This window comes from Streptomyces sp. NPDC055103 (assembly GCF_053607625.1).
The window spans coordinates 13,015-33,496 of sequence record NZ_JBSGTX010000035.1; the positions used below are offsets into that span (position 1 = coordinate 13,015).

The following is a 20,482-nucleotide window of genomic DNA, read 5'->3' on the forward strand; positions in this document are numbered from 1 at the left end:
CGTGTCTTCTCTCAGAACCCGGTTTCCTCGCTTCTCAGAACTTGTTGCGCGGCGTGATGCCCAGGCTCATGCCCGAGAGGCCGCGCGCGCGGCCGCCCAGCTTGCCCGCGATGGCGCGCAGGGCCGCGCCCGCCGGGGAGTCCGGGTCGGACAGGACGACGGGCTTGCCGTCGTCGCCGCCCTCGCGGAGCCGTACGTCGATCGGGATGGAGCCGAGGACCGGGACGGTCGCTCCCGTCGTCCGCGTCAGGCCGTCCGCGACCCGCTGGCCGCCGCCCGTGCCGAACACGTCGACGATCTCGTCGCAGTGCGGACACGGCAGGCCCGCCATGTTCTCGACGACACCGACGATCTTCTGGTGCGTCTGCACCGCGATCGAGCCGGCCCGCTCGGCGACCTCGGCCGCCGCCTGCTGCGGGGTGGTGACGACCAGGATCTCCGCGTTCGGGACGAGCTGCGCGACCGAGATCGCGATGTCGCCGGTGCCCGGCGGCAGGTCGAGCAGGAGGACGTCCAGGTCGCCCCAGTACACGTCCGCGAGGAACTGCTGGAGCGCGCGGTGCAGCATCGGGCCGCGCCACACCACCGGGGCGTTGCCCGGCGTGAACATGCCGATGGAGATGACCTTCACGCCGTTCGCCGACGGCGGCATGATCATGTTCTCGACCTGGGTCGGACGGCCGTCCGCGCCCAGCATCCGCGGCACGCTGTGGCCGTAGATGTCGGCGTCGACGACACCGACCTTCAGACCGTCCGCGGCCATCGCCGCGGCCAGGTTCACGGTCACCGAGGACTTGCCGACACCGCCCTTGCCGGAGGCGACCGCGTACACCCGGGTCAGCGAGCCCGGCTTCGCGAACGGCACCTCCCGCTCCGCGCCGGTCCCGCGAAGCGCCGCCGCCAGCTCCTTGCGCTGCTCGTCGCTCATCACGTCCAGCGTGACGTCGACGGCGGTGACGCCCTCGACCCGGGAGACGGCCTCCGTCACGCGCTGCGTGATGGTGTCGCGCATCGGGCAGCCGGAGACCGTCAGGTAGACCGTGACGGCGACCCTGCCGTCCGGTTCGATCTCCACCGACTTGACCATGCCGAGCTCAGTGATGGGCTTGTTGATCTCGGGGTCGTTCACCGTCGCCAGTGCGTCGCGCACCGCGTCTTCCATAGCCATACCGACGATGGTACGGCGCCGACCACCGGCCCATGAAAGGGCTGTCAACGGTCGGGTACGTCACTTCCGTGACCTTCGCCGGACGGGAATAGATCCCGGCGCTCCTCCAGCTCCTTGATCAGGTCCTGGAGCTCCGAGCGGATCCAGTCGCGCGTCGCGACCTCGCCGAGGCCCATGCGGAGCGCCGCGATCTCCCGGGTCAGGTACTCGGTGTCCGCGATCGACCGCTCGTTCTGCTTCCGGTCCTGTTCGAGGTTGACCCGGTCCCGGTCGTCCTGCCGGTTCTGCGCGAGCAGGATCAGCGGGGCCGCGTACGAGGCCTGGAGCGACAGGGCCAGCGTCAGGAAGATGAACGGGTACTCGTCGAACTTCAGCGAGGCCGGGGCGAAGATGTTCCACATGACCCAGACGATGATCGTCAGGGTCATCCAGACGAGGAAGCGCCCGGTCCCCAGGAAACGGGCGATCCGCTCGGACATCCGCCCGAAGGCCTCGGGGTCGTACTCCGGCAGGAGCCTCGCCCGGCGCTCGCGCGGCAGGTCGAGCCGGATCCGGGCCACCATCGGCCGGTCCCGCTCCCGCTCCCTCTCCTGCCCCCGCTCAGCGGCCATGCCCGGTCCCCTCCTCGTGGAACTCCGTCTCCCGCCAGTCCTCCGGCAGCAGATGGTCGAGCACGTCGTCGACGGTGACCGCGCCGAGCAGCGAACCGCTCTCGTCCACGACGGGGGCGGCGACCATGTTGTACGCGGCGAGATAGCTGGTGACGGCGGGCAGCGGGGTGTCCGGGCCGAGCGGCGGCAGGTCGCTGTCGACGAGCGAGCTGACCAGGGTGAACGGCGGGTCCCGCAGCAGCCGCTGGAAGTGCACCGTGCCCAGGTACTTGCCGGTCGGCGTCTCGTCCGGCGGCCGGCACACGTACACCTGCGCGGCGAGCGCCGGCGACAGGTCCTGCTGGCGCACCCGGGCCAGCGCGTCCGCGACCGTGGCGTCCGGCCGCAGCACGATCGGCTCGGTCGTCATCAGACCGCCGGCCGTGCGCTCCTCGTACGACAGGAGGCGGCGTACGTCGGCGGCGTCGTCCGGCTGCATCAGGGTGAGCAGCCGCTCCTGGTCCTCCTCGGGCAGCTCGGACAGCAGGTCGGCCGCGTCGTCCGGGTCCATCGCCTCCAGGACGTCGGCCGCGCGCTCCTCCTTCAGCTTGCCGAGGATCTCGATCTGGTCGTCCTCCGGCAGCTCTTCGAGGACGTCCGCGAGCCGGTCGTCGTCGAGGGCCGCGGCGACCTCGGCGCGCCGCTTGGGGGAGAGGTGGTGCAGGACGTTGGCGAGGTCGGCGGGGCGCAGTTTCTCGAAGGTGGCGACGAGGCTCTCGGCGCCCTGCCCGTGCTCCTCCAGGGAGAAGCCGGTGACCGCCGACCACTCGACGGTCAGCGTCTCGCCCTTGCGGCTCAGCACCCCGCCCTTCCCCTTGCGGACGAAGACCTTGTCGATCTCCCAGTCGCGGCGGGCGGGCAGCTGCTGGATGGCGATGTCGAGGACGGTGACCTCCTCGCCCTCCTGCCCGTCGGCCCCCACGAGCCGGACGCGCCGGTCGAGGAGTTCGCCGAGGACGAGCCGCTCGGTGGGCCGCTGCTCGAAGCGGCGCATGTTGACCACGCCCGTGGTGATGACCTGGCCGGACTCGACGCCGGTGATCCGGGTCATGGGGACGAAGACCCGGCGGCGGCTCAGCACCTCCACGACCATCCCGAGCAGCCGGGGCGGTCTGCGGCCGACCCGGAGCATCGCGACGAGGTCGCTGACCCGGCCGACCTGGTCACCGACGGGGTCGAAGACGGGAACTCCCGCGAGGTGGGAGACGAAGATCCGGGGGGCGCCTGCCGCCATGCCACGCGCCTCCTCGGTGTCGCACGATTCGAGTCGTGGCAAGAGCTTTGCCGGTGATTGCAGAGCTTTGCCGGGTTCAGGCTAGCCCGTGCCGTTCCGCCCCGCTCCGGCAGCGACTCCGTACGGCTCCCTGCGGGGCGCGTCACCCGGCCCGGGTACGCTGCGGTCTGCCGTCCCCCCACTCGGCCCCGGCACCCGGACCCGGCCATTCCGCCCGGCCCGGCCGACGGCCCTCCCTCGGCACCCGTACGGGCCACGGCCCGGCGTACCCCCCACGACACGAGAGGCAGCGCAGATGGCCGTTCGTACCCCGTCATCGCGTATCCGCAGGACCGTCGGGCCCCTGGCGCTCTGCGCCGGGCTGACGGTCGGACTCACCGGCTGCGGTGCCGATCCGGACGAGGGGACCAACGGGGTCGGGAGACTCGCCGCGCCCGAGATCGAGCAGAAGGCGCAGTCGGCGGCCGACGCGGCGAAGGCGGTACGCCTCGCGGGCACGCTCGTCAGCAAGGGCGGCACCTTCAAGCTCAACATGCGGCTCAAGCAGGAGGGCGCCGCCGGCTCGGTGACGACGAAGAACAGCACCTTCGAGCTGCTGCGGGTCGGCGACGCGCTCTACCTGAAGGCGGACGCGGACTTCTGGGCCCACGACGACAAGGCGACCGACGAGCCCACCGAGGCGGACACCGAGGCCGCCGACAAGCTCGACGACAAGTACGTCAAGGTGCCGGAGGGCGACCCCTCGTACAAGCAGTTCCGCGGCTTCACCGACATGGACGTGCTCCTCGACGGGCTGATCGGCCTGCACGGTGAGAAGGTCAAGGGCGACCGGGACCAGATCGGCGGGATCCGGACGATCAAGGTCAAGGGCGGCCCGGAGGGCGAGGGCGGCACGCTCGACGTGGCCCTCGAAGGCTCCCCGTACCCGCTGCAGTTCGCGCGGGGCGGGGGAGCGGGCGTCGTCGTGCTCTCCGAGTGGAACAAGGACTTCGCGCTCGCGGAGCCGTCGAAGGAAGAGACCCTCGACTACGGCAAGCAGCTGCCGCGCACCTAAGGCGCGTCAGCGGTTCCCGCGGCGCTTCCTGAACAGCAGCTTGGGGAGCGCCGCCGGCACCGGCAGGCGCGTCGTGGCCTCCGAGGGCAGCGGTACGGCGGCCAGGGAGCCGTCCGGCAGCTCCGTCGTCGAGGAGCGGGGGTCGAGCCGCAGCACGCGGCACTCGCGCGCCCAGCGGCCCGGCATGGCCTCGCCGTCCGAGGCGTTCAGCCGCTTGCCCTTCAGCTCGGCGACCGCGGCGTCCCACTCCTCGGAGCCGGGGGAGAGCTCGCGCACGGCGGCCGTCCAGGCGACGAGCCGCCCGCCCTTGTCCTTGCTGCGGACCGTGACCTCGGCCGTCCCGCCTTCCGTCAGACCCGGCAGCGGCTGCTCCCCGGGGCCGTCGCCGACGACGTGCGCGGCGCCGTCGTGCCAGACGTGCCAGAGCGCGCGGGCGGGACCCGTCCCGCGCACCCAGACGAGGCCGGACTTCTTGGTGGCCTCCTCGACGAGGGCGGACCCGGGCAGCTCTTCAGTCATGGCCCGAAGCTTATTGCCTTCGTGCTCAAAGCCAGCCGTTGCGCTTGAGCATGCGGTGGATGCTGAGGCAGGCCACGATGATGCCGGTGAGCACCATCGGGTAGCCGTACTTCCAGTGCAGCTCCGGCATGTGGTCGAAGTTCATGCCGTAGACGCCGCAGACCGCCGTGGGGACGGCGATGATCGCCGCCCACGAGGTGATCTTGCGCATGTCCTCGTTCTGCGCGACGGTCGCCTGCGCCAGGTTGGCCTGGAGGATCGAGTTGAGGAGCTCGTCGAAGCCGACGACCTGCTCCTGGACGCGGGCGAGGTGGTCGGCGACGTCCCGGAAGTACTTCTGGATGTCGGGGTCGACGAGCCGCATCGGGCGCTCGCTGAGCAGCGTCAGCGGGCGCAGCAGCGGGGAGACGGCCCGCTTGAACTCCAGTACCTCGCGCTTGAGCTGATAGATCCGGCCGGTGTCCGTACCGCGGGTGGAGCCCTTCGCGCTCGGCGAGAAGACGTCGATCTCCAGCTGGTCGATGTCCAGCTCGACGGCGTCGGCGACCGCGATGTAGCCGTCGACGACATGGTCGGCGATGGCGTGCAGCACGGCCGACGGGCCTTTGGCGAGGAGTTCGGGCTCGCCCTGGAGCCGGTGGCGGAGGTTGCGCAGGGAGCCCTGGCCGCCGTGCCGGACGGTGATGACGAAGTCGGGCCCCGTGAAGCACATGACCTCGCCGGTCTCGACGACCTCGCTGGTCGCGGTGAGCGCGGCGTGCTCGACGTAGTGGATCGTCTTGAAGACGGTGAAGAGCGTGTCGTCGTACCGCTCCAGCTTGGGCCGCTGGTGGGCGTGGACGGCGTCCTCGACGGCGAGCGGGTGCAGCCCGAACTCGGCGGCGATACCGGCGAATTCGGCTTCCGTGGGCTCGTGGAGCCCGATCCAGGCGAAGCCGCCGCTCTCCCGCACCCGGCTCATCGCGCCGCGGGGCGTGAGGCAGTCGCGGTCGTCGACCCGGCGCCCGTCGCGGTAGACCGCGCAGTCGACGACGGCGCTGGAGGCCGAGTGGTCGCGGGTGGGGTCGTACGAGGTGTACGTGGTGGGGGTCTTGCGCAGGGTGTGCCGCAGGCTCGGCCGGACGGCGGCGCGCAGGTCACGGATCATCGACATGGGCATGCTCCTTCACGGAGAGGCCGTCGGAGCGATGCGTGGCACAGCCCGGAATGGGGACGTGGAGCTACGTCGTCCACAAAGCGGGCGGCACCGGGGAATCGCGGTGACGGCGTTCGCTACAGACAGGCAAAGGCGAAATGCTCTTCCGTCGTGCGAGATGCCGGAGAAGGCAGGTCCGAACGGGACCCTGGGATCACCGGAGGGAGAAGCGCACCGGGCTCGGGTGCGGGGCGGAAGAGCGACTGGTACTGCCCGACCGACTTCGGTCCATCGCAGCCCCACCTCCTCCGGCCGGTCCCCCGTGAGGGATGACGTGTGACGAGTAATCAGGAGTTCGTGACTCCCGACCAGCGGCCAAGACTATCAGCCGACAGAGGGTCAATCCCTGACTTTGCCCGTTCCATACGCGCTTTATGCTCAGCTCATGGGAGAAGTTCTTGCTCTGGTCGAGGCCCGGCTGCGGACGGCGCTCGGCGAACCGGACGCGCGGGCCGCGGTGACGTTCCTCGGTACCGATCGGATCGAGGTGCTCCGCTTCGTCGACGGCGACCTCGTGCGGTACGCGACCCTCGGGATGTCCGCCGCGCCGATGGCCGATCCGACCGCCGCCCTCGCCGACCCCGTGAAGGGCCCGCGCGCCGAGCTCGTCCTCACCGTGCGGGCCGGCCTCGCCGACACCGACAAGGTGCTGCGCCCGCTCGCCGTGCTCGCCTCCACCCCGCAGGTCGAGGGCGTCGTCGTGGCCCCGGGCGCCTCGCTCGACGTGGGCGAGCCCCTCTGGCCCGGCGCCTCCTTCAGCTCGGTCCTCGTCGCCGAGTCCGGCGGTCTCGTGGAGGACCTGGAACTGGACGCACCCCTCGACCCGGTCCGCTTCCTGCCGCTGCTCCCCATGACCCCCAACGAGGCGGCCTGGAAGCGCGTGCACGGGGCGCAGGCCCTGGAGGAGCGCTGGCTGGCCAGGGGAACGGATCTGCGCGATCCGCTGCGCGGGTCCGTGAGCCTGGACTGAGCCCGCGGAGACCCCGGTGGCGCGGCCGGTCCGATGCCCGGCGCCGGGACCGCGCACCCCGGGTGAACGGCTCGGGCCGGACGGGTGATCGCCCGCGGGCCGTCCTTGACGCGGGGCCCCGGGGGTAGGACCGTTGAGCCCTATGAGGGGCGAACCCAGTTGTCCGAAGTGCGGTGGCAGGGTCAGGGCGCCCGGTCTCTTCGCCGACTCCTGGCAGTGTGACGTGCACGGCTCGGTGCACCCGCTCCAGCCCGTGCTCCCACCCAGCGTCGAGGCTCTCGACGTCGTGGTGCGCCGGTCCCAGGTACCGGTGTGGATGCCGTGGCCCCTGCCCGTCGGCTGGCTCTACGCCGGCGTCGCGTGCGCCGGTGACGACCGCAGCGGCGCACGGGCGACAGCCGTCGCCTGCTCGGGTCCCGGCCCGCTCGGCGGGCTCGGCGAGCTGCTCCTGATCGCCGAGGAGATCGGTGTCGGGCTCGGCGCGCGGTACGCCGGCATCGACGGCGTCGATCCCGGCTCCGGCATGGCCATCGACAAGCCGCCCCAGACGAAGGTGCTCGCGGCCGGGCGCCCCACCCCGCTGTGGCACGTCACCGGCGCCCCGCAGGACCGGGCCGTCTTCGCGGGGGAGGCGCGCGGTCACTGGCTGTGGGCGATCGTCTGGCCCGAGCAGTCCGGCCTCCTGATGTACGACGAGCTGGTCCTGACGGACCTCCGGGACGCGGGCGCCGAGGTCGAGCTCCTGCCGTGCGGCGCCCTCACCCCGAGGCTGCTGAAGTAACGGGCGACCGGGTGACCGGATCCGTACACACCTGTTCGATTCGCCCGTTATGCTGAAGCGTCCTCGTCCGTGTCGAGTCCCCGGAGTACCGCGTCGTGCGCATCGATCTGCACACCCACTCCACGGCCTCCGACGGCACGGACTCGCCGGCCGAACTCGTCAGGAACGCGGCCGCGGCCGGGCTCGATGTCGTCGCGCTGACGGACCACGACACCACCCGCGGCCACGCCGAGGCGATCGGCGCGCTGCCCGAGGGGCTGACCCTCGTCACCGGCGCCGAGCTGTCCTGCCGCCTCGACGGCATCGGCCTGCACATGCTCGCGTACCTCTTCGACCCGGAGGAGCCCGCGCTCCTGGCCGAGCGGGAGCTCGTCCGGGACGACCGGGTGCCCCGCGCCCAGGCCATGGTCGGCAAGCTCCAGGAGCTCGGCGTCCCCGTCACCTGGGAGCAGGTCGCCCGGATCGCCGGCGACGGCTCCGTCGGCCGCCCGCACGTCGCCGAGGCGCTCGTCGAGCACGGGGTCGTACCCGACGTGTCCGGCGCCTTCACCCTCGACTGGCTCGCCGACGGCGGCCGGGCGTACGTCGAGAAGCACGAGCTGGACCCCGTCGACGCGATCCGCCTGGTCAAGGCCGCCGGCGGGGTCACGGTCTTCGCGCACCCGCTCGCCGTCAAGCGCGGGGAGGTCGTGCCGGAGGCGGCGATAGCCCGGCTGGCCGACGCCGGTCTCGACGGCATCGAGGTCGACCACATGGACCACGACGAGGCGACGCGGGCGCGGCTGCGCGGACTCGCGAAGGAGCTCGGGCTGCTGACCACGGGCTCCAGCGACTACCACGGCAGCCGCAAGACCTGTCGCCTCGGCGACTGCACCACCGACCCCGAGATCTACGGCGAGATCATCCGCCGTGCCACAGGGGCCTTCGCGGTCCCCGGCACGGGGGGAGCCGCCTAGCCCTCAGGGGCGGGCAGGGCCCGAGACCCGCGGCCCGAGGTCGGCCGCAGGCGGTCGGTGATCGGCGGGGGACGGTCGTCCCCTGGCGGTCGGTCCGGCCGGGCGGTCACGGCGATCCACCGATGCGCGTCCCGCCTCGGGGCGTGCGCCGGCCGGTGAGGGCCCAGGGCCCGTCGGCGGGACCGGTTCGCCGGCCCGAGGCGACAGCGGTCGCCCCGCCCGCGCCCGTACGACCGCTCTCCTTCCCGCCCCACCCGTATCCGTTCACGTCACCCCGCCCGGCTTCCCGCCCCGCGGTGGACGTACCCACGTCGGCCCGCTGGCGGAACTCCACATTCCGGCAGCGGAAGCCCACACCCCACCGTTCGACTCTCCCGCAAGGCACCCCACCGTGTTCGACGTCGCCGTCTTCGGCTCGCTGTTCCTGACCCTCTTCGTGATCATGGATCCCCCCGGGATCACGCCGATCTTCCTCGCCCTCACCTCCGGCCGGCCGGCCAAGGTCCAGCGCCGGATGGCCTGGCAGGCCGTCGCCGTGGCCTTCGGGGTCATCACCGTCTTCGGCATCCTGGGGCAGCAGATCCTCGCGTATCTGCACGTCTCCGTCCCCGCGCTGATGATCGCGGGCGGTCTGCTCCTGCTGCTCATCGCGCTCGACCTGCTCACCGGCAAGACCGACGAGCCGAAGCAGACCAAGGACGTGAACGTCGCCCTGGTGCCGCTCGGCATGCCGCTGCTCGCCGGGCCCGGTGCGATCGTCTCGGTCATCCTCGCCGTGCAGCACGCCGACAGCGCCGCCGCCCAGGTCTCCGTCTGGGCCGCCATCGTCGCCATGCACGTCGTGCTCTGGCTGACCATGCGCTACTCGCTGCTGATCATCCGGGTCATCAAGGACGGCGGCGTGGTCCTCGTGACCCGGCTCGCCGGCATGATGCTCTCCGCCATCGCGGTGCAGCAGATCATCAACGGCGTCACCCAGGTGATCCAGGGAGCCTGACGGCTCCGGACACCACTGCGCCCCCGTACGGATTCCGCTTTGCGAAGTCCGTGCGGGGGCGCGGTGCGTGGTGTGGACCTGGCCTGTTACGAGGCCGAGGTCTCGGCGGGGCGGATCCAGATGCGCTGGCCGATCGAGGCGGCCTGCTGCACGATCCGATTGACGGAGGCGGCGTCCACGACCGTACGGTCGACGGGCGTGCCGTCGATGTCGTCGAGTCGCAGGATTTCGAAGCGCATGGGCTTCTCCCTTCGTCTGAGTTGATCCTCCTGGAGGAGAACTGGGTTACGTAGTGGTCCAACGACGTGCATCCTGCAAACATTCCTTACGCTAAGGAAAATTTTCGGATGGCTAACTACTAGCCGGTAGAGGGTGTGGCGGCAGCCCCGCCGGCGGCGGAGAATGAGCTCCGTATGAACGACGCAGAGACCATCGACGCACCCATCGAAGCGCAGCCGATCGACGCCCGCCTGAGGGCACTCGACGCCCGCGTGGAGCGCACCAACGAGCTCCTCCAGCGGATGCTGGCCGAGGTAGCCAAAACACCTTCCACCCACGCCATCTTCGTCGACGCAGGTTACGTCCATGCTGCGGCCGGGTTGCTGGTGACGGGCACCGAGGACCGGCGCTCCTTCGACCTCGACGCCGAGGGCCTGATCGAGGCCTTCATCGACAAAGCACGCACGATCTTCGCGGACAGCAGACTGCTCCGCGTCTACTGGTACGACGGCGCCAGGCGCCGGATCCACACCCCCGAACAGCAGGCCATCGCCGAGCTCCCCGACGTCAAGGTGCGCCTCGGCAACCTCAACGCCAACAACCAGCAGAAGGGCGTCGACTCCCTGATCCGCACCGATCTGGAGTCCCTCGCCCGCCACCGCGCCATCAGCGACGCCGCCCTCGTCGGCGGCGACGAGGACCTCGTGTCGGCCGTCGAGGCCGCCCAGGGCTTCGGGGCCCGCGTCCACCTCTGGGGCATCGAGGCGGCCGAGGGCCGCAACCAGGCCGAGGCGCTCCTCTGGGAGGTCGACAGCCAGCGCACCTTCGAGCTCGACTTCTGCCGCCCGTACGTCACCCGCCGCCCCGTCACGACGTACGAGAACGAGGGCGAGCCGCCGCCCTCGCGCGATGAGGTCCGCTTCGTCGGCGCCCAGATCGCCGCGACCTGGCTCGCCGAGCGCGGACGCGACCGGCTCGGCGAGCTCCTGCCCGGCGCGCCCTACCTCCCGGGGCCGGTCGACCAGGACCTGCTCGTCGAGGCGGAACGCCTGCTCAGCCGCTCCCTGCGCGGCCACGCCGCCCTGCGGCGCGCCCTGCGGGACGGCTTCTGGCAGCACCTCAAGGCGCAGTTCTGACCGACCGATGTGACAGCGGGCCTACGAGGCCGCCGCACCGGCTTCCGTACGGGCGGTGACCCGCTCCCAGAAGCCGGTGAGCCGGTCCGTCAGCTCGCGCGGGTGCGACACGTTGGGGGAGTGGCCCGCGCCGTCGACCACCGTGTGGTGCGCGCCGGTGCGGGCCACCGCCGCGGCCAGCTCCGCCGGGGGCCAGACCATCTCGTCCGCCCCGTACGCGATGTGCAGCGGCATCCGCAGGTCGAGCAGCTCCGCCGTGCCGTCCGGGTCGTTCAGGAGCAGCCGCCCCGCGCCCGCGAGCTGTGCGATCCGCGTCCGCATCCAGCGCCGCCGCAGGAAGACCGTCAGGTCCGGTGCGTCGACCGCTTCCGGCTGCTCGCCCCGGCTGTCCAGCCAGCACATCGTCCGCCAGACCCGCTCCCTCGGCAGCACGGCCAGTGAGCCCCGCAGCACCCGGATCCGGATCCGCTGCGGCCGCGCGACCCGGCCGGGCCCGGAGGACAGCAGGGTGAGCGAGCGGAACGCGGCGGGCGCGAGCGTGGCGGCGGTCCGGGCCACGAGGCCGCCGAAGGAGTGGCCGAGCAGATGGACGGGCCCGTCGCCGAGGGCGGCGGCCTGCGCGACCGTGTCGAGGGCGAGCGCCCTGCGCCGGTAGGCGGCCCTGCCGCGGGGACCCGGGGTCTCGTGCTGGCCCCGCCCGTCCACCGCCACCGCCCGGTACCCGGCCTCGCTCAGCGGACCGAGCAGCCCCAGGAAGTCCTCCTTGCTGCCGGTGTACCCGGGCAGCAGCAGCACCGTCCCGTGCCGCTCGCCCGCGGGGGTCGCGTCGAGGACGGCGAAGTCGCCCCGCGCGGTCACCAGCCGGCGGGCTCGGGTGCGGGGCGGCAGTGCGAGGGAACGGGGCTTGCTCATATCTGGACTGTAACGGCGCGAACCGGGCAGGGCTCGGGGGGCTGCCGTCACAGCCGTGCGGCCCGGCCCCTGGGGAGGGACCGGGCCGCACGGCCGTGACGGAGCGGGGATCAGCTATCGGGCTGAGCCGCCGCCTTCTTCGTGGTGCGACGGCGAGGAGCCTTCGGGGCCTCCTCGGCGACCGGGGCGTCGGCCGCGGGGGCCTCGGCTGCCGCGGCCTTCTTCGTCGTACGGCGACGCGTCGGCGTCTTCGGCTCCGAGGCGTCGGGCGCCTCGGCGGCGACCGCCTTCTTCGTGGCGCGGCGACGGGGAGCCTTCGGGGCCTCCTCGGTCACCGGGGCCTCGACGGCCTCGACGACGACCTCGGCCGCGGCGGCGGCCTTCTTGGTCGTACGGCGGGCGCGGGGGGCCTTGGGAGCCTCCTCGACGACCGGCTCGACGACGACCGGCGCGGCGACCGCTTCGGCGACGGGGGCCTCGGCCACCGGCGCTTCGGTGGTGACCGGGGAGCCGGCGGGCCTGCGGGCGGTGCGGCGGGCGCGGGGAGCCTTCGGGGCCTCCTCGACGACCGGCGCGACGACCGGCTCGACGACTGTCTCGGTCACCGGGGCTTCGGTGGTGACCGGGGAGCCGGCGGGCCTGCGGGCGGTGCGGCGGGCGCGGGGAGCCTTCGGGGCCTCCTCGACGACCGGCGCGGCGACCGGCTCGACGACGGGGGCCTCGGCCACCGGCGCCTCGGCGGTCACCGGGGAACCGGTGGCCTTGCGGACCGCGCGGCGACGGCGCGGGGCGGGAACCTCGGCCGTGACCTCGGCGGTCTCGACGACCGGAGCGGCGACGGTCTCGACGACCGGAGCGGCGGCGGCCTCGACGACCGGAGCGATGACGGTCTCGACGACCGGCTCCGCGACGACCTTCTTGGCCGTACGGCGACGGGGGGCCCTCTTCGGCTCCGCAGGGGCCTCCACGGGGGCCTCGACGACCGGGGCGGCGGGCGCCTCGACGACCGGAGCCTTCCGCAGCGCGGCCGCGGCGGTCTCGACCGTCTGGAACGAACCGGTGTCCTCGACCGGCCGCAGCACGCGGGGACGGCGACGGCGCGGGGCCGGGGCGGCCTCCTGGAACACGGGGGCCGGGGCGACGGGCGCGGCCGTCACGGCCTCCGGGCGGGCGGCGCGGGCACGACGACGGGGAGCCCTCGGCTCCTCGGCGACGGGCGCCGGAGCGGCCTCCACGACGGGCGCGGCCTCGACGACCGGAGCCGCCTGGACCACGGGAGCCGCCTGGGCGGCCGGAGCCGCCTGGACCACCGGAGCCGCCTGGGCGGCCGGCGCGACGGTGGGGTTGCCCGGACGGGTACGGCGACGGCGGCGCGGGGTACGCGGGCCGGACTCGGCCGGAGCGTCCTCGGTCACCGAAGCGGCCGGAGCGGCGGACACGGCGGTGGCCGGAGCCGTCGACGCCGGGGCGTCACCGGACTCGCCGCCGCCACGGGTACGCCGGCGCTGACGCGGGGTCCGCGTCCGGGCCGGGAACTCCTCGGCCTTCTCGACCTTGTCGGTCTTCGGGCCGCGGCCACGGCGGCCGCCGGGCTCGCCCAGGTCCTCCAGCTCCTCCGCGCCCAGACCCGCACGGGTCCGCTCGATGCGGGGCAGGATGCCCTTGGTGCCCGCCGGGATGTCCAGCTCCTCGTAGAGGTGCGGGGACGAGGAGTACGTCTCGACCGGGTCGTGGAAGTCCAGCTCCAGCGCCTTGTTGATGAGCTGCCAGCGCGGGATGTCGTCCCAGTCGACCAGCGTCACCGCCGTGCCCTTGTTGCCCGCGCGGCCGGTGCGGCCCACGCGGTGCAGGAAGGTCTTCTCGTCCTCGGGGGACTGGTAGTTGATGACGTGGGTGACACCCTCGACGTCGATGCCGCGGGCGGCGACGTCGGTGCAGACGAGGACGTCCACCTTGCCGTTGCGGAAGGCGCGCAGCGCCTGCTCGCGGGCGCCCTGGCCGAGGTCGCCGTGGACCGCGCCGGAGGCGAAGCCGCGACGCTCCAGCTGCTCGGCGATGTCGGCCGCCGTGCGCTTCGTACGGCAGAAGATCATCGCGAGCCCTCGGCCGTTGGCCTGCAGGATGCGGGAGACCATCTCCGGCTTGTCCATGTTGTGCGCGCGGAAGACGTGCTGCTTGATGTTGGCGACGGTCACGCCCTCGCCGTCGGGCGAGGTGGCGCGGATGTGCGTCGGCTGCGACATGTAGCGGCGGGCCAGGCTGATGACCGCGCCCGGCATGGTCGCCGAGAACAGCATGGTCTGGCGCTTCGGCGGCAGCATGTTCATGATCTTCTCGACGTCGGGCAGGAAGCCCAGGTCGAGCATCTCGTCGGCCTCGTCGAGGACGAGGACCTTCACGTGCGAGAGGTCGAGCTTGCGCTGGCCGGCCAGGTCGAGCAGGCGGCCCGGGGTTCCGACGATGACGTCGACGCCCTTCTTGAGCGCCTCGACCTGGGGCTCGTACGCCCGGCCGCCGTAGATGGCGAGCACACGGACGTTGCGCACCTTGCCGGCGGTGAGGAGGTCGTTGGTGACCTGCTGGCACAGCTCGCGGGTGGGGACGACGACCAGGGCCTGCGGTGCGTCGGTCAGCTGCTCGGGCTTCGCCCGGCCGGCCTCGACGTCCGCGGGGACGGTCACGCGCTCCAGGATCGGAAGGCCGAAACCGAGGGTCTTGCCCGTGCCGGTCTTGGCCTGGCCGATGACGTCGGTGCCGGTGAGGGCGACCGGGAGGGTCATCTCCTGGATGGGGAAGGGGGTGACGATACCGACGGCCTCAAGGGCCTCGGCCGTCTCGGGAAGGATTCCGAGCTCTCGGAAAGTCGTAGTCAGGGTGCTGCCTCTTCTGTGGACGCGGTGCGAGGCGAACGATGGGGGTCGTACCGTGCCGGGATACTTCCGGCCGGATCGTGAAGATCACAGCCAGGTGGCGCGGGACCACTGCCGTCGCTCGAGCGTCGAACCGCTGAGGTGACCCCTCCGCGGGTCCGCCGGAAGGGCTGTCGGGCCGGAGCCGATCGGGCCACCGACCGGGCATCCTCATTCATGAGTCGGCCCACCGGATACGTCCGAACGTGCGAAAGCATGTCCGCATACTCAGCAGGCGCATTACCACTGTACCCCGGATTCGCGCATCCGTGCTGGGCCGAATTGTCGAGGGCCCCGCCCGGCGGTGCCGGACGGGGTCTTCCCATGCGCTGAGCGCGGGCTATTGTGCGCTCCGTGACTCCTCCCCCTGAGGGGCTTCTCACTCGGCTGCGAAGCAGCCTTATGACGGACAAGCCCTGCCCGACGCGGTGACGCGCAGCAGGGACGCTAGCAGCCGGCCGCGGTGCGCCGCAGCGGAATCGGAAGGTTTGCCGTGACAGACAGCGAGCACAAGGGAATCGCCGCCGAGGACTGGGCCACGGCATCCGCCGAGCCGCAGTACCGCGCCGCCGTGATCGACCTCCTCGGCGCGCTGGCCTACGGAGAGCTGGCGGCCTTCGAGCGGCTCGCCGAGGACGCCAAGCTGGCGCCGACCCTCGCGGACAAGGCGGAGCTGGCGAAGATGGCCTCGGCCGAGTTCCACCACTTCGAGCAGCTGCGCGACCGGCTCGCGGCCGTGGACGCCGAGCCGACCGCCGCGATGGAGCCCTTCGCCAAGGCGCTCGACGACTTCCACCGCCAGACCGCGCCGTCGGACTGGCTGGAGGGTCTGGTCAAGGCGTACGTCGGCGACTCGATCGCCAGTGACTTCTACCGGGAGGTCGCGGCCCGCCTCGACACGGACACGCGCGGGCTCGTCCTGTCGGTGCTCGACGACACCGGCCACGGCAACTTCGCCGTGGAGAAGGTCCGCGCGGCGATCGACAAGGACCCCCGCGTCGGCGGCCGGCTCGCGCTCTGGGCACGCCGCCTGATGGGCGAGGCGCTCTCGCAGGCCCAGCGGGTGGTCGCCGAGCGCGACGCCCTGTCGACGATGCTGGTCGGCGGCGTCGCGGACGGTTTCGACCTCGCCGAGGTCGGCCGCATGTTCTCCCGGATCACCGAGGCCCACACCAAGCGCATGGCCGCGCTCGGCCTGGCCGCGTAATTCCCCTCCGGACCGTCGAGCGCGCGGCGCTGCTCACGCCGCCGCTGATCGTCGCAACCGGCGCGAGGCCGGGCGGATCAGCAGCGAGAGCAGCACCGCCGCGACCGCCACGGCGCCGATCAGGGTGGCGAGGAAGTGGCCGGGGCCCAGTGCTCCGTGGGTGACGAGCGCGCCGAAGACGCCGCCTACCGCGCCGGTCATGAGGACGGTCCCCCGGGAGGGGAGACGGTCGGTCAACCGGTGCACGGCGGTCCATGCCAGGGCGAACCCGAGCAGGGCGGAACCGAGGGCTTCCAGGAACACGGCGGATCACCTCGCGGGTACTGCGGGGCGGGTGGTGCGGTCGAAGCCCTTCTACCCCTGGCGCCCGGAAGGCAATCCTCCCCGTACCCCCTGACGTGGCCAGACGGCGGCGGGCCGGTGCGGATGCGGAGCGGGGAACGGCACACGAAAGGCCCGGTGGACCGTGACGGTCCACCGGGCCTTTCCCGTAGATCCGGGACTCAGAGGGCGCCGAAGCCCACCCGACGCACGGCGGGCTCGCCGAGCTCCACGTACGCGATCTTGTCTGCCGGGATCAGGACCTTGCGACCCTTCTCGTCCGAGAGACTGAGCAGCTGCGCCTTGCCGGACAGAGCGTCGGCCACAGCGCGCTCCACCTCCTCGGCGGACTGCCCGCTCTCCAGAACGATCTCCCGGGGTGCGTACTGCACGCCGATCTTGACCTCCACGGCTATGTCCCTCCGAACGGTCAGCGTTGCGCGATCTTCCCGCGCCCTACGCTGCACACATTAGCCCGGTGAGGGGACGCGTACGGCTCAAGCGTGGCACGCCAGGAGCGAACAGCCCGCGGGAATGAACCCGGCGCGGAGGGTACGGAGGGCCTGGGCCTCAGTGGCCCTCGGCGCTCAGCTGGCCGTCGACCGCGTGCAGCGGGAAGCCCGCGATGCCGCGCCAGGCGAGCGAGGTCAGCAGCCCCACCGCCTTCTCGCGGGGGATCACGGACTCGCTGGACAGCCAGTAGCGGGCCACGACCTGGGAGACGCCGCCGAGTCCCACGGCGAGCAGCATCGACTCGTCCTTGGAGAGCCCGGTGTCCTCGGCGATGACGTCGGAGATCGCCTCGGCGCACTGCAGGCTGACGCGGTCCACGCGCTCGCGTACGGCCGGCTCGTTGGTCAGATCGGACTCGAAGACCAGCCGGAAGGCGCCGCCCTCGTCCTCCACGTACGCGAAGTAGGCGTCCATCGTCGCCGCGACCCGGAGCTTGTTGTCCGTGGTGGAGGCCAGGGCCGTGCGCACCGACAGCAGGAGGGACTCGCAGTGCTGGTCGAGCAGGGCCAGGTAGAGCTCCAGCTTTCCGGGGAAGTGCTGGTAGAGCACCGGCTTGCTGACGCCCGCCCGCTCGGCGATGTCGTCCATCGCGGCCGAGTGGTACCCCTGGGCGACGAAGACCTCCTGGGCCGCGCCGAGCAGCTGGTTCCGTCGGGCACGTCGCGGCAGGCGCGTGCCCCGAGGGCGTGCTGCCTCTGTCTGCTCGATGGCGCTCACGCGGCCTCCCAAGAATCGATCCATGCGCGCTGTCGCGCCGCGCCGCCATCGTACTTTTGGGTAACCCGGCTGTGCGCGGTGCGAACGCAGAATTTCACGGACCGGATGCCCTGGTCGACAGTCGATTCAAGATTAAACCGAACAAATCAGCGGTAGTCGTCCTCGTCGAGGGCGACGACACGCGTCTGATCGGACGCGTCGGCCTCGTTCGCCGACTCGTGTTCGATATGGGTGGGGTGCTCGTCCTCGTGCTGCTGCACTTCGGTGTGCTGCTCGGCCGCGTCGGCCTCGGGGATTTCCTGGTCGAGCACGTCAACCTCTTCCTCGACGAATGTGTCCGGCTCGGTCGGATCGACAGTCATGCGGTTCCTTCCGGCGCGCGAGGTCCGCGGTCCTCTCCGATGGCCCTCTCTTCGAGCGTAGGAGCACACGCGCCCCGCCGCACACGCACTTGTGACGCCACCCACACACGCCCTCGCGTGATCGTCTCGTAATATTGCGGCCATGTCCTCGACCGAGCTGCCGGAAACCCGGACCGCCGCCGCCTCACAGGCGTCGCGGATCCGCGCCGTCCGGGTCGCCGACGGTGAGGAGCTCCGCTCCGTCGCCCTGCCCGGGCTCACCCTGACCGTGCGCGCCCGGCCCGGCACCAGCCAGGGCCTGCCGCCCGCGCTGTACGTCCACGGCCTCGGCGGCTCCTCGCAGAACTGGTCGGCGCTCATGCCGCTGCTGGCGGACCGCGTCGACGGCGAGGCCGTCGATCTGCCCGGCTTCGGCGACTCCCCGCCGCCCGACGACGGCAACTACTCGGTCACCGGGCACGCCCGGGCCGTCATCCGGCTCCTGGACGCCGGCGGACGCGGACCGGTCCACCTCTTCGGCAACTCGCTGGGCGGCGCCGTCGCCACCCGCGTCGCCGCCGTGCGGCCCGACCTGGTCCGCACCCTCACTCTCGTCGCCCCGGCCCTGCCCGAGCTGCGCGCCCAGCGCACCGCCTGGCCCACCGTGCTGCTCGCGGTGCCCGGCGTCGCCTCGCTCTTCGCGAAGCTCTCCCGGGACTGGACGCCCGAGCAGCGGGTCCGCGGCGTCCTCTCGCTCTGTTACGGAGACCCCGGCCGGGTCACCGACGAGGGCTTCCGGCACGCCGTCGAGGAGATGGAGCGGCGCCTTGAGCTCCCGTACTTCTGGGACGCCATGGCCCGCTCCTCGCGCGGCATCGTCGACGCCTACACGCTCGGCGGGCAGCACGGGCTGTGGCGGCAGGCCGAGCGCGTGCTCGCCCCGACACTGCTCGTCTACGGCGGGCGCGACCAGCTCGTCGCGTACCGGATGGCCCGGAAGGCGGCCGCCGCCTTCCGGGGCTCGCGCCTGCTGACCCTGCCGGACGCGGGGCACGTGGCGATGATGGAGTACCCCGAGACGGTCGCCCAGGCCGTGCGGGAACTGATCGCCGACGACGGCGGGAGCTGACCGGGGCGTGGGACGACATAGTCGCAAGGGCTCCGCGCCCTCGGTGCCCGACACCGAGCAACGCGCGGCGGCCGGACGGACGACGGGGACGGCGGCGCAGGGCGCGGCCGGGCAGCCCCGGACGGTGACAGGGCAGGCCGGGGGAGCGCCCGGGCAGGCCTCGGGAACCGGACGCCGCCGCAGGGCGCCGGGCGCCGGCCAGGACACGGCCGGTACGCCGGCGCACGGGACGCCTCAGTACGGGCAGTCTCCGTACGGGGCCTCCCCGCAGGCGCCACCGGCGTACGGGCAGCAGGCGTACGGCGGTCAGCAGCCGACACGCGGCGGTCAGCAGCAGACGTACGGCGGTCAGCGGCAAGCGCGCGGCGGTCAGCAGCCGGCGCAAGGCGGTCAGCGGTACGGCGGTGGGGCCTACGACACCCCGGCGCACGGGACCCCCGGCACCCCGGCGTACGGCATCCCCGCCTACGGGGGCACTTCCGTGCGGGGCGGCCATCCGCAGCACGACGAGGGCGCCCGTCCACTGCCCGGGGAGTACGGCCGCCGGCCCGGCTCGCATCGGGCCGCCGGGCCCGAGCAGGACGCTCCTCTCTCCGAACAGGCCCCGCCCCAGGGGCCGTTCATCCCCGGACCCCGGCGTGAGGGCCCGGCCGAAGCGGAGGCCGACGGCGAGAACCCGGCCGAGGAGCCGGCCGGCCGGACCCTCAAGGGCCGCACCCTGACCGGTATCGCGGCCGCCGCCGTCACCACCGTCCTCGCCGTCGTCGTCGCCGGCCAGGTCGCCGACCGGGGGACCGCGCCGAGCACCGCCCGCGCCGCCGACGGGCCGGGCGAGCGGGCCTCGGGCGACACCTCCGCCTCCCGCTCCGACGACCGGATCACCCCGACGCGACCGGCGACCGCCGCACCCGCGGCGCCCTCCGCGGCCCCGGCGCCGACGTACGAGCAGCTGATGACCCGCCAGTTCCCGATCGATCCGAAGCTGCACGGCTCCGGCGAGTTCGAGGCCGTGCCGGGCTTCCAGAAGGCGCCGGGCAAGGGGCGGCTCGTCCGCTACCGGATCGACGTCGAGAAGGGGGTCGGACTCGACCCCGTGCTCTTCGCCTCGGCCGTGCACAAGACGCTCAACGACGAACGCAGCTGGGCAGGTCAGGGGGCGATGACCTTCGAGCGGATCTCCAGCGGGGATCCCGAGTTCGTCATCACGCTCGCGAGCCCCGGCACCACCGGGGACTGGTGCCGCAAGTCCGGACTGGACACGACGGTCGACAACGTGTCCTGCGACTCCGCCAGCACCGAGCGCGTGATGATCAACGCCTTCCGCTGGGCGCAGGGTTCGGAGACCTTCGGGCCCAAGGCCATGTACGCGTATCGCCAGATGCTCATCAACCACGAGGTCGGACACCGGCTCGGGCACGGTCACGTGAGCTGTGACACCCCCGGTGCGCTCGCCCCCGTGATGCAGCAGCAGACGAAGTCGCTGAAGATCGACGGAATCTCCTGCCGTCCCAACCCGTGGGTTTACCCGGGTAGTTGATGTCCCGTCCGATCCGG

The 20,482-nt window shown here is 72.5% G+C and carries 21 protein-coding genes; 9 read left to right on the forward strand and 12 right to left on the reverse strand.

Annotation, left to right across the window (positions count from 1 at the left end; all coding sequences use genetic code 11):
• Window positions 1-34: 34 nt before the first annotated feature.
• The 3 genes from ACWFR1_RS22165 to ACWFR1_RS22175 are packed head-to-tail and all read right to left on the reverse strand — an operon-like array spanning window position 35 to window position 3,052.
• Complete coding sequence (locus ACWFR1_RS22165) at window positions 35-1,168, reverse strand: Mrp/NBP35 family ATP-binding protein (RefSeq protein ID WP_453553709.1); 1,134 nt, start codon at window positions 1,166-1,168, stop codon at window positions 35-37.
• A 44-nt stretch (window positions 1,169-1,212) separates the two neighbouring features.
• Complete coding sequence (locus ACWFR1_RS22170; protein ID WP_453553711.1) at window positions 1,213-1,779, reverse strand: DUF1003 domain-containing protein; 567 nt, start codon at window positions 1,777-1,779, stop codon at window positions 1,213-1,215.
• Window positions 1,769-3,052, reverse strand: a complete 1,284-nt coding sequence (locus ACWFR1_RS22175; protein WP_453553713.1) for a magnesium transporter MgtE N-terminal domain-containing protein — start codon at window positions 3,050-3,052, stop codon at window positions 1,769-1,771. Before ACWFR1_RS22175 ends, ACWFR1_RS22170 begins: the two co-directional genes overlap by 11 nt.
• 295 nt (window positions 3,053-3,347) lie before the next feature.
• Between ACWFR1_RS22175 and ACWFR1_RS22180 the strand changes: the two genes are divergently transcribed.
• Window positions 3,348-4,106: a hypothetical protein gene (locus ACWFR1_RS22180; RefSeq protein WP_453553715.1), complete on the forward strand. Its 759-nt coding sequence runs from the start codon at window positions 3,348-3,350 to the stop codon at window positions 4,104-4,106.
• Between the two features lie 6 nt (window positions 4,107-4,112).
• On the opposite strand, the gene ACWFR1_RS22185 is transcribed toward ACWFR1_RS22180, so the two are convergent.
• Together ACWFR1_RS22185 and ACWFR1_RS22190 are read right to left on the reverse strand one after the other, a co-directional pair.
• Window positions 4,113-4,625, reverse strand: coding sequence for a hypothetical protein (locus ACWFR1_RS22185; protein ID WP_453553717.1), 513 nt, complete (start codon window positions 4,623-4,625; stop codon window positions 4,113-4,115).
• A gap of 25 nt (window positions 4,626-4,650) precedes the next feature.
• Window positions 4,651-5,778, reverse strand: a complete 1,128-nt coding sequence (locus tag ACWFR1_RS22190) for a magnesium and cobalt transport protein CorA (protein WP_453553719.1) — start codon at window positions 5,776-5,778, stop codon at window positions 4,651-4,653.
• A 427-nt stretch (window positions 5,779-6,205) separates the two neighbouring features.
• Between ACWFR1_RS22190 and ACWFR1_RS22195 the strand changes: the two genes are divergently transcribed.
• The 4 genes from ACWFR1_RS22195 (at window position 6,206) to ACWFR1_RS22210 (ending at window position 9,524) form a co-directional block, all read left to right on the forward strand.
• Window positions 6,206-6,790, forward strand: coding sequence for a suppressor of fused domain protein (locus ACWFR1_RS22195; protein ID WP_453553721.1), 585 nt, complete (start codon window positions 6,206-6,208; stop codon window positions 6,788-6,790).
• A gap of 142 nt (window positions 6,791-6,932) precedes the next feature.
• Window positions 6,933-7,571 carry a DUF6758 family protein gene (locus tag ACWFR1_RS22200; RefSeq protein WP_453553723.1) on the forward strand — a complete coding sequence of 213 codons (639 nt, stop codon included), beginning with the start codon at window positions 6,933-6,935 and terminating at the stop codon, window positions 7,569-7,571.
• A gap of 95 nt (window positions 7,572-7,666) precedes the next feature.
• Window positions 7,667-8,527 carry a PHP domain-containing protein gene (locus ACWFR1_RS22205; RefSeq protein ID WP_453553725.1) on the forward strand — a complete coding sequence of 287 codons (861 nt, stop codon included), beginning with the start codon at window positions 7,667-7,669 and terminating at the stop codon, window positions 8,525-8,527.
• Between the two features lie 391 nt (window positions 8,528-8,918).
• Entirely contained in the window at window positions 8,919-9,524 is a 606-nt protein-coding gene (locus ACWFR1_RS22210; RefSeq protein ID WP_351823479.1) for a MarC family protein, read from the forward strand.
• 86 nt (window positions 9,525-9,610) lie between these two features.
• On the opposite strand, the gene ACWFR1_RS22215 is transcribed toward ACWFR1_RS22210, so the two are convergent.
• Complete coding sequence (locus tag ACWFR1_RS22215; protein ID WP_086024648.1) at window positions 9,611-9,763, reverse strand: hypothetical protein; 153 nt, start codon at window positions 9,761-9,763, stop codon at window positions 9,611-9,613.
• 174 nt (window positions 9,764-9,937) lie between these two features.
• Between ACWFR1_RS22215 and ACWFR1_RS22220 the strand changes: the two genes are divergently transcribed.
• Window positions 9,938-10,879 (forward strand): NYN domain-containing protein, encoded by a 942-nt coding sequence (locus ACWFR1_RS22220; protein WP_453553728.1) that lies wholly within the window; start codon window positions 9,938-9,940, stop codon window positions 10,877-10,879.
• Between the two features lie 21 nt (window positions 10,880-10,900).
• Here the strand turns inward: ACWFR1_RS22220 and ACWFR1_RS22225 are convergent, their stop codons facing one another.
• Both ACWFR1_RS22225 and ACWFR1_RS22230 read right to left on the reverse strand, forming a co-directional pair.
• Window positions 10,901-11,791 carry an alpha/beta fold hydrolase gene (locus ACWFR1_RS22225; RefSeq protein WP_453553730.1) on the reverse strand — a complete coding sequence of 297 codons (891 nt, stop codon included), beginning with the start codon at window positions 11,789-11,791 and terminating at the stop codon, window positions 10,901-10,903.
• A gap of 110 nt (window positions 11,792-11,901) precedes the next feature.
• Window positions 11,902-14,571 (reverse strand): DEAD/DEAH box helicase, encoded by a 2,670-nt coding sequence (locus ACWFR1_RS22230; RefSeq protein ID WP_453553732.1) that lies wholly within the window; start codon window positions 14,569-14,571, stop codon window positions 11,902-11,904.
• A gap of 622 nt (window positions 14,572-15,193) precedes the next feature.
• On the opposite strand from ACWFR1_RS22230, the gene ACWFR1_RS22235 reads away from it, so the two are divergent.
• Window positions 15,194-15,907, forward strand: coding sequence for a ferritin-like fold-containing protein (locus tag ACWFR1_RS22235; protein ID WP_453553734.1), 714 nt, complete (start codon window positions 15,194-15,196; stop codon window positions 15,905-15,907).
• Between the two features lie 33 nt (window positions 15,908-15,940).
• Here the strand turns inward: ACWFR1_RS22235 and ACWFR1_RS22240 are convergent, their stop codons facing one another.
• From ACWFR1_RS22240 to ACWFR1_RS22255, 4 genes are all read right to left on the reverse strand, one after another.
• Window positions 15,941-16,210 carry a hypothetical protein gene (locus tag ACWFR1_RS22240; protein ID WP_453553736.1) on the reverse strand — a complete coding sequence of 90 codons (270 nt, stop codon included), beginning with the start codon at window positions 16,208-16,210 and terminating at the stop codon, window positions 15,941-15,943.
• Between the two features lie 200 nt (window positions 16,211-16,410).
• Window positions 16,411-16,638 (reverse strand): DUF3107 domain-containing protein, encoded by a 228-nt coding sequence (locus ACWFR1_RS22245; RefSeq protein ID WP_453553738.1) that lies wholly within the window; start codon window positions 16,636-16,638, stop codon window positions 16,411-16,413.
• Window positions 16,639-16,798: 160 nt separating this feature from the next.
• Complete coding sequence (locus tag ACWFR1_RS22250; protein WP_453553740.1) at window positions 16,799-17,458, reverse strand: TetR/AcrR family transcriptional regulator; 660 nt, start codon at window positions 17,456-17,458, stop codon at window positions 16,799-16,801.
• Window positions 17,459-17,604: 146 nt separating this feature from the next.
• The gene (locus ACWFR1_RS22255) at window positions 17,605-17,820 is read right to left on the reverse strand and encodes a hypothetical protein (protein WP_453553741.1); all 216 of its coding nucleotides are present in this window, start codon (window positions 17,818-17,820) and stop codon (window positions 17,605-17,607) included.
• Between the two features lie 142 nt (window positions 17,821-17,962).
• On the opposite strand from ACWFR1_RS22255, the gene ACWFR1_RS22260 reads away from it, so the two are divergent.
• Window positions 17,963-18,928 carry an alpha/beta fold hydrolase gene (locus ACWFR1_RS22260; protein WP_453553743.1) on the forward strand — a complete coding sequence of 322 codons (966 nt, stop codon included), beginning with the start codon at window positions 17,963-17,965 and terminating at the stop codon, window positions 18,926-18,928.
• 7 nt (window positions 18,929-18,935) lie between these two features.
• Window positions 18,936-20,465, forward strand: a complete 1,530-nt coding sequence (locus ACWFR1_RS22265; RefSeq protein WP_453553745.1) for a DUF3152 domain-containing protein — start codon at window positions 18,936-18,938, stop codon at window positions 20,463-20,465.
• Window positions 20,466-20,482: the final 17 nt, after the last annotated feature.

Coding starts and splice junctions, on each gene's coding strand:
- ACWFR1_RS22195 (WP_453553721.1), top strand. CDS start 6,206: ATGGGAGAAGTTCTTGCTCTGGTCGAGGCCCGGCTGCGGACGGCGCTC.
- ACWFR1_RS22190 (WP_453553719.1), bottom strand. CDS start 5,778: ATGTCGATGATCCGTGACCTGCGCGCCGCCGTCCGGCCGAGCCTGCGG.
- ACWFR1_RS22185 (WP_453553717.1), bottom strand. CDS start 4,625: ATGACTGAAGAGCTGCCCGGGTCCGCCCTCGTCGAGGAGGCCACCAAG.
- ACWFR1_RS22200 (WP_453553723.1), top strand. CDS start 6,933: ATGAGGGGCGAACCCAGTTGTCCGAAGTGCGGTGGCAGGGTCAGGGCG.
- ACWFR1_RS22175 (WP_453553713.1), bottom strand. CDS start 3,052: ATGGCGGCAGGCGCCCCCCGGATCTTCGTCTCCCACCTCGCGGGAGTT.
- ACWFR1_RS22220 (WP_453553728.1), top strand. CDS start 9,938: ATGAACGACGCAGAGACCATCGACGCACCCATCGAAGCGCAGCCGATC.
- ACWFR1_RS22230 (WP_453553732.1), bottom strand. CDS start 14,571: ATGACCCTCCCGGTCGCCCTCACCGGCACCGACGTCATCGGCCAGGCC.
- ACWFR1_RS22255 (WP_453553741.1), bottom strand. CDS start 17,820: ATGACTGTCGATCCGACCGAGCCGGACACATTCGTCGAGGAAGAGGTT.
- ACWFR1_RS22215 (WP_086024648.1), bottom strand. CDS start 9,763: ATGCGCTTCGAAATCCTGCGACTCGACGACATCGACGGCACGCCCGTC.
- ACWFR1_RS22165 (WP_453553709.1), bottom strand. CDS start 1,168: ATGGCTATGGAAGACGCGGTGCGCGACGCACTGGCGACGGTGAACGAC.
- ACWFR1_RS22225 (WP_453553730.1), bottom strand. CDS start 11,791: ATGAGCAAGCCCCGTTCCCTCGCACTGCCGCCCCGCACCCGAGCCCGC.
- ACWFR1_RS22170 (WP_453553711.1), bottom strand. CDS start 1,779: ATGGCCGCTGAGCGGGGGCAGGAGAGGGAGCGGGAGCGGGACCGGCCG.
- ACWFR1_RS22260 (WP_453553743.1), top strand. CDS start 17,963: ATGTCCTCGACCGAGCTGCCGGAAACCCGGACCGCCGCCGCCTCACAG.
- ACWFR1_RS22180 (WP_453553715.1), top strand. CDS start 3,348: ATGGCCGTTCGTACCCCGTCATCGCGTATCCGCAGGACCGTCGGGCCC.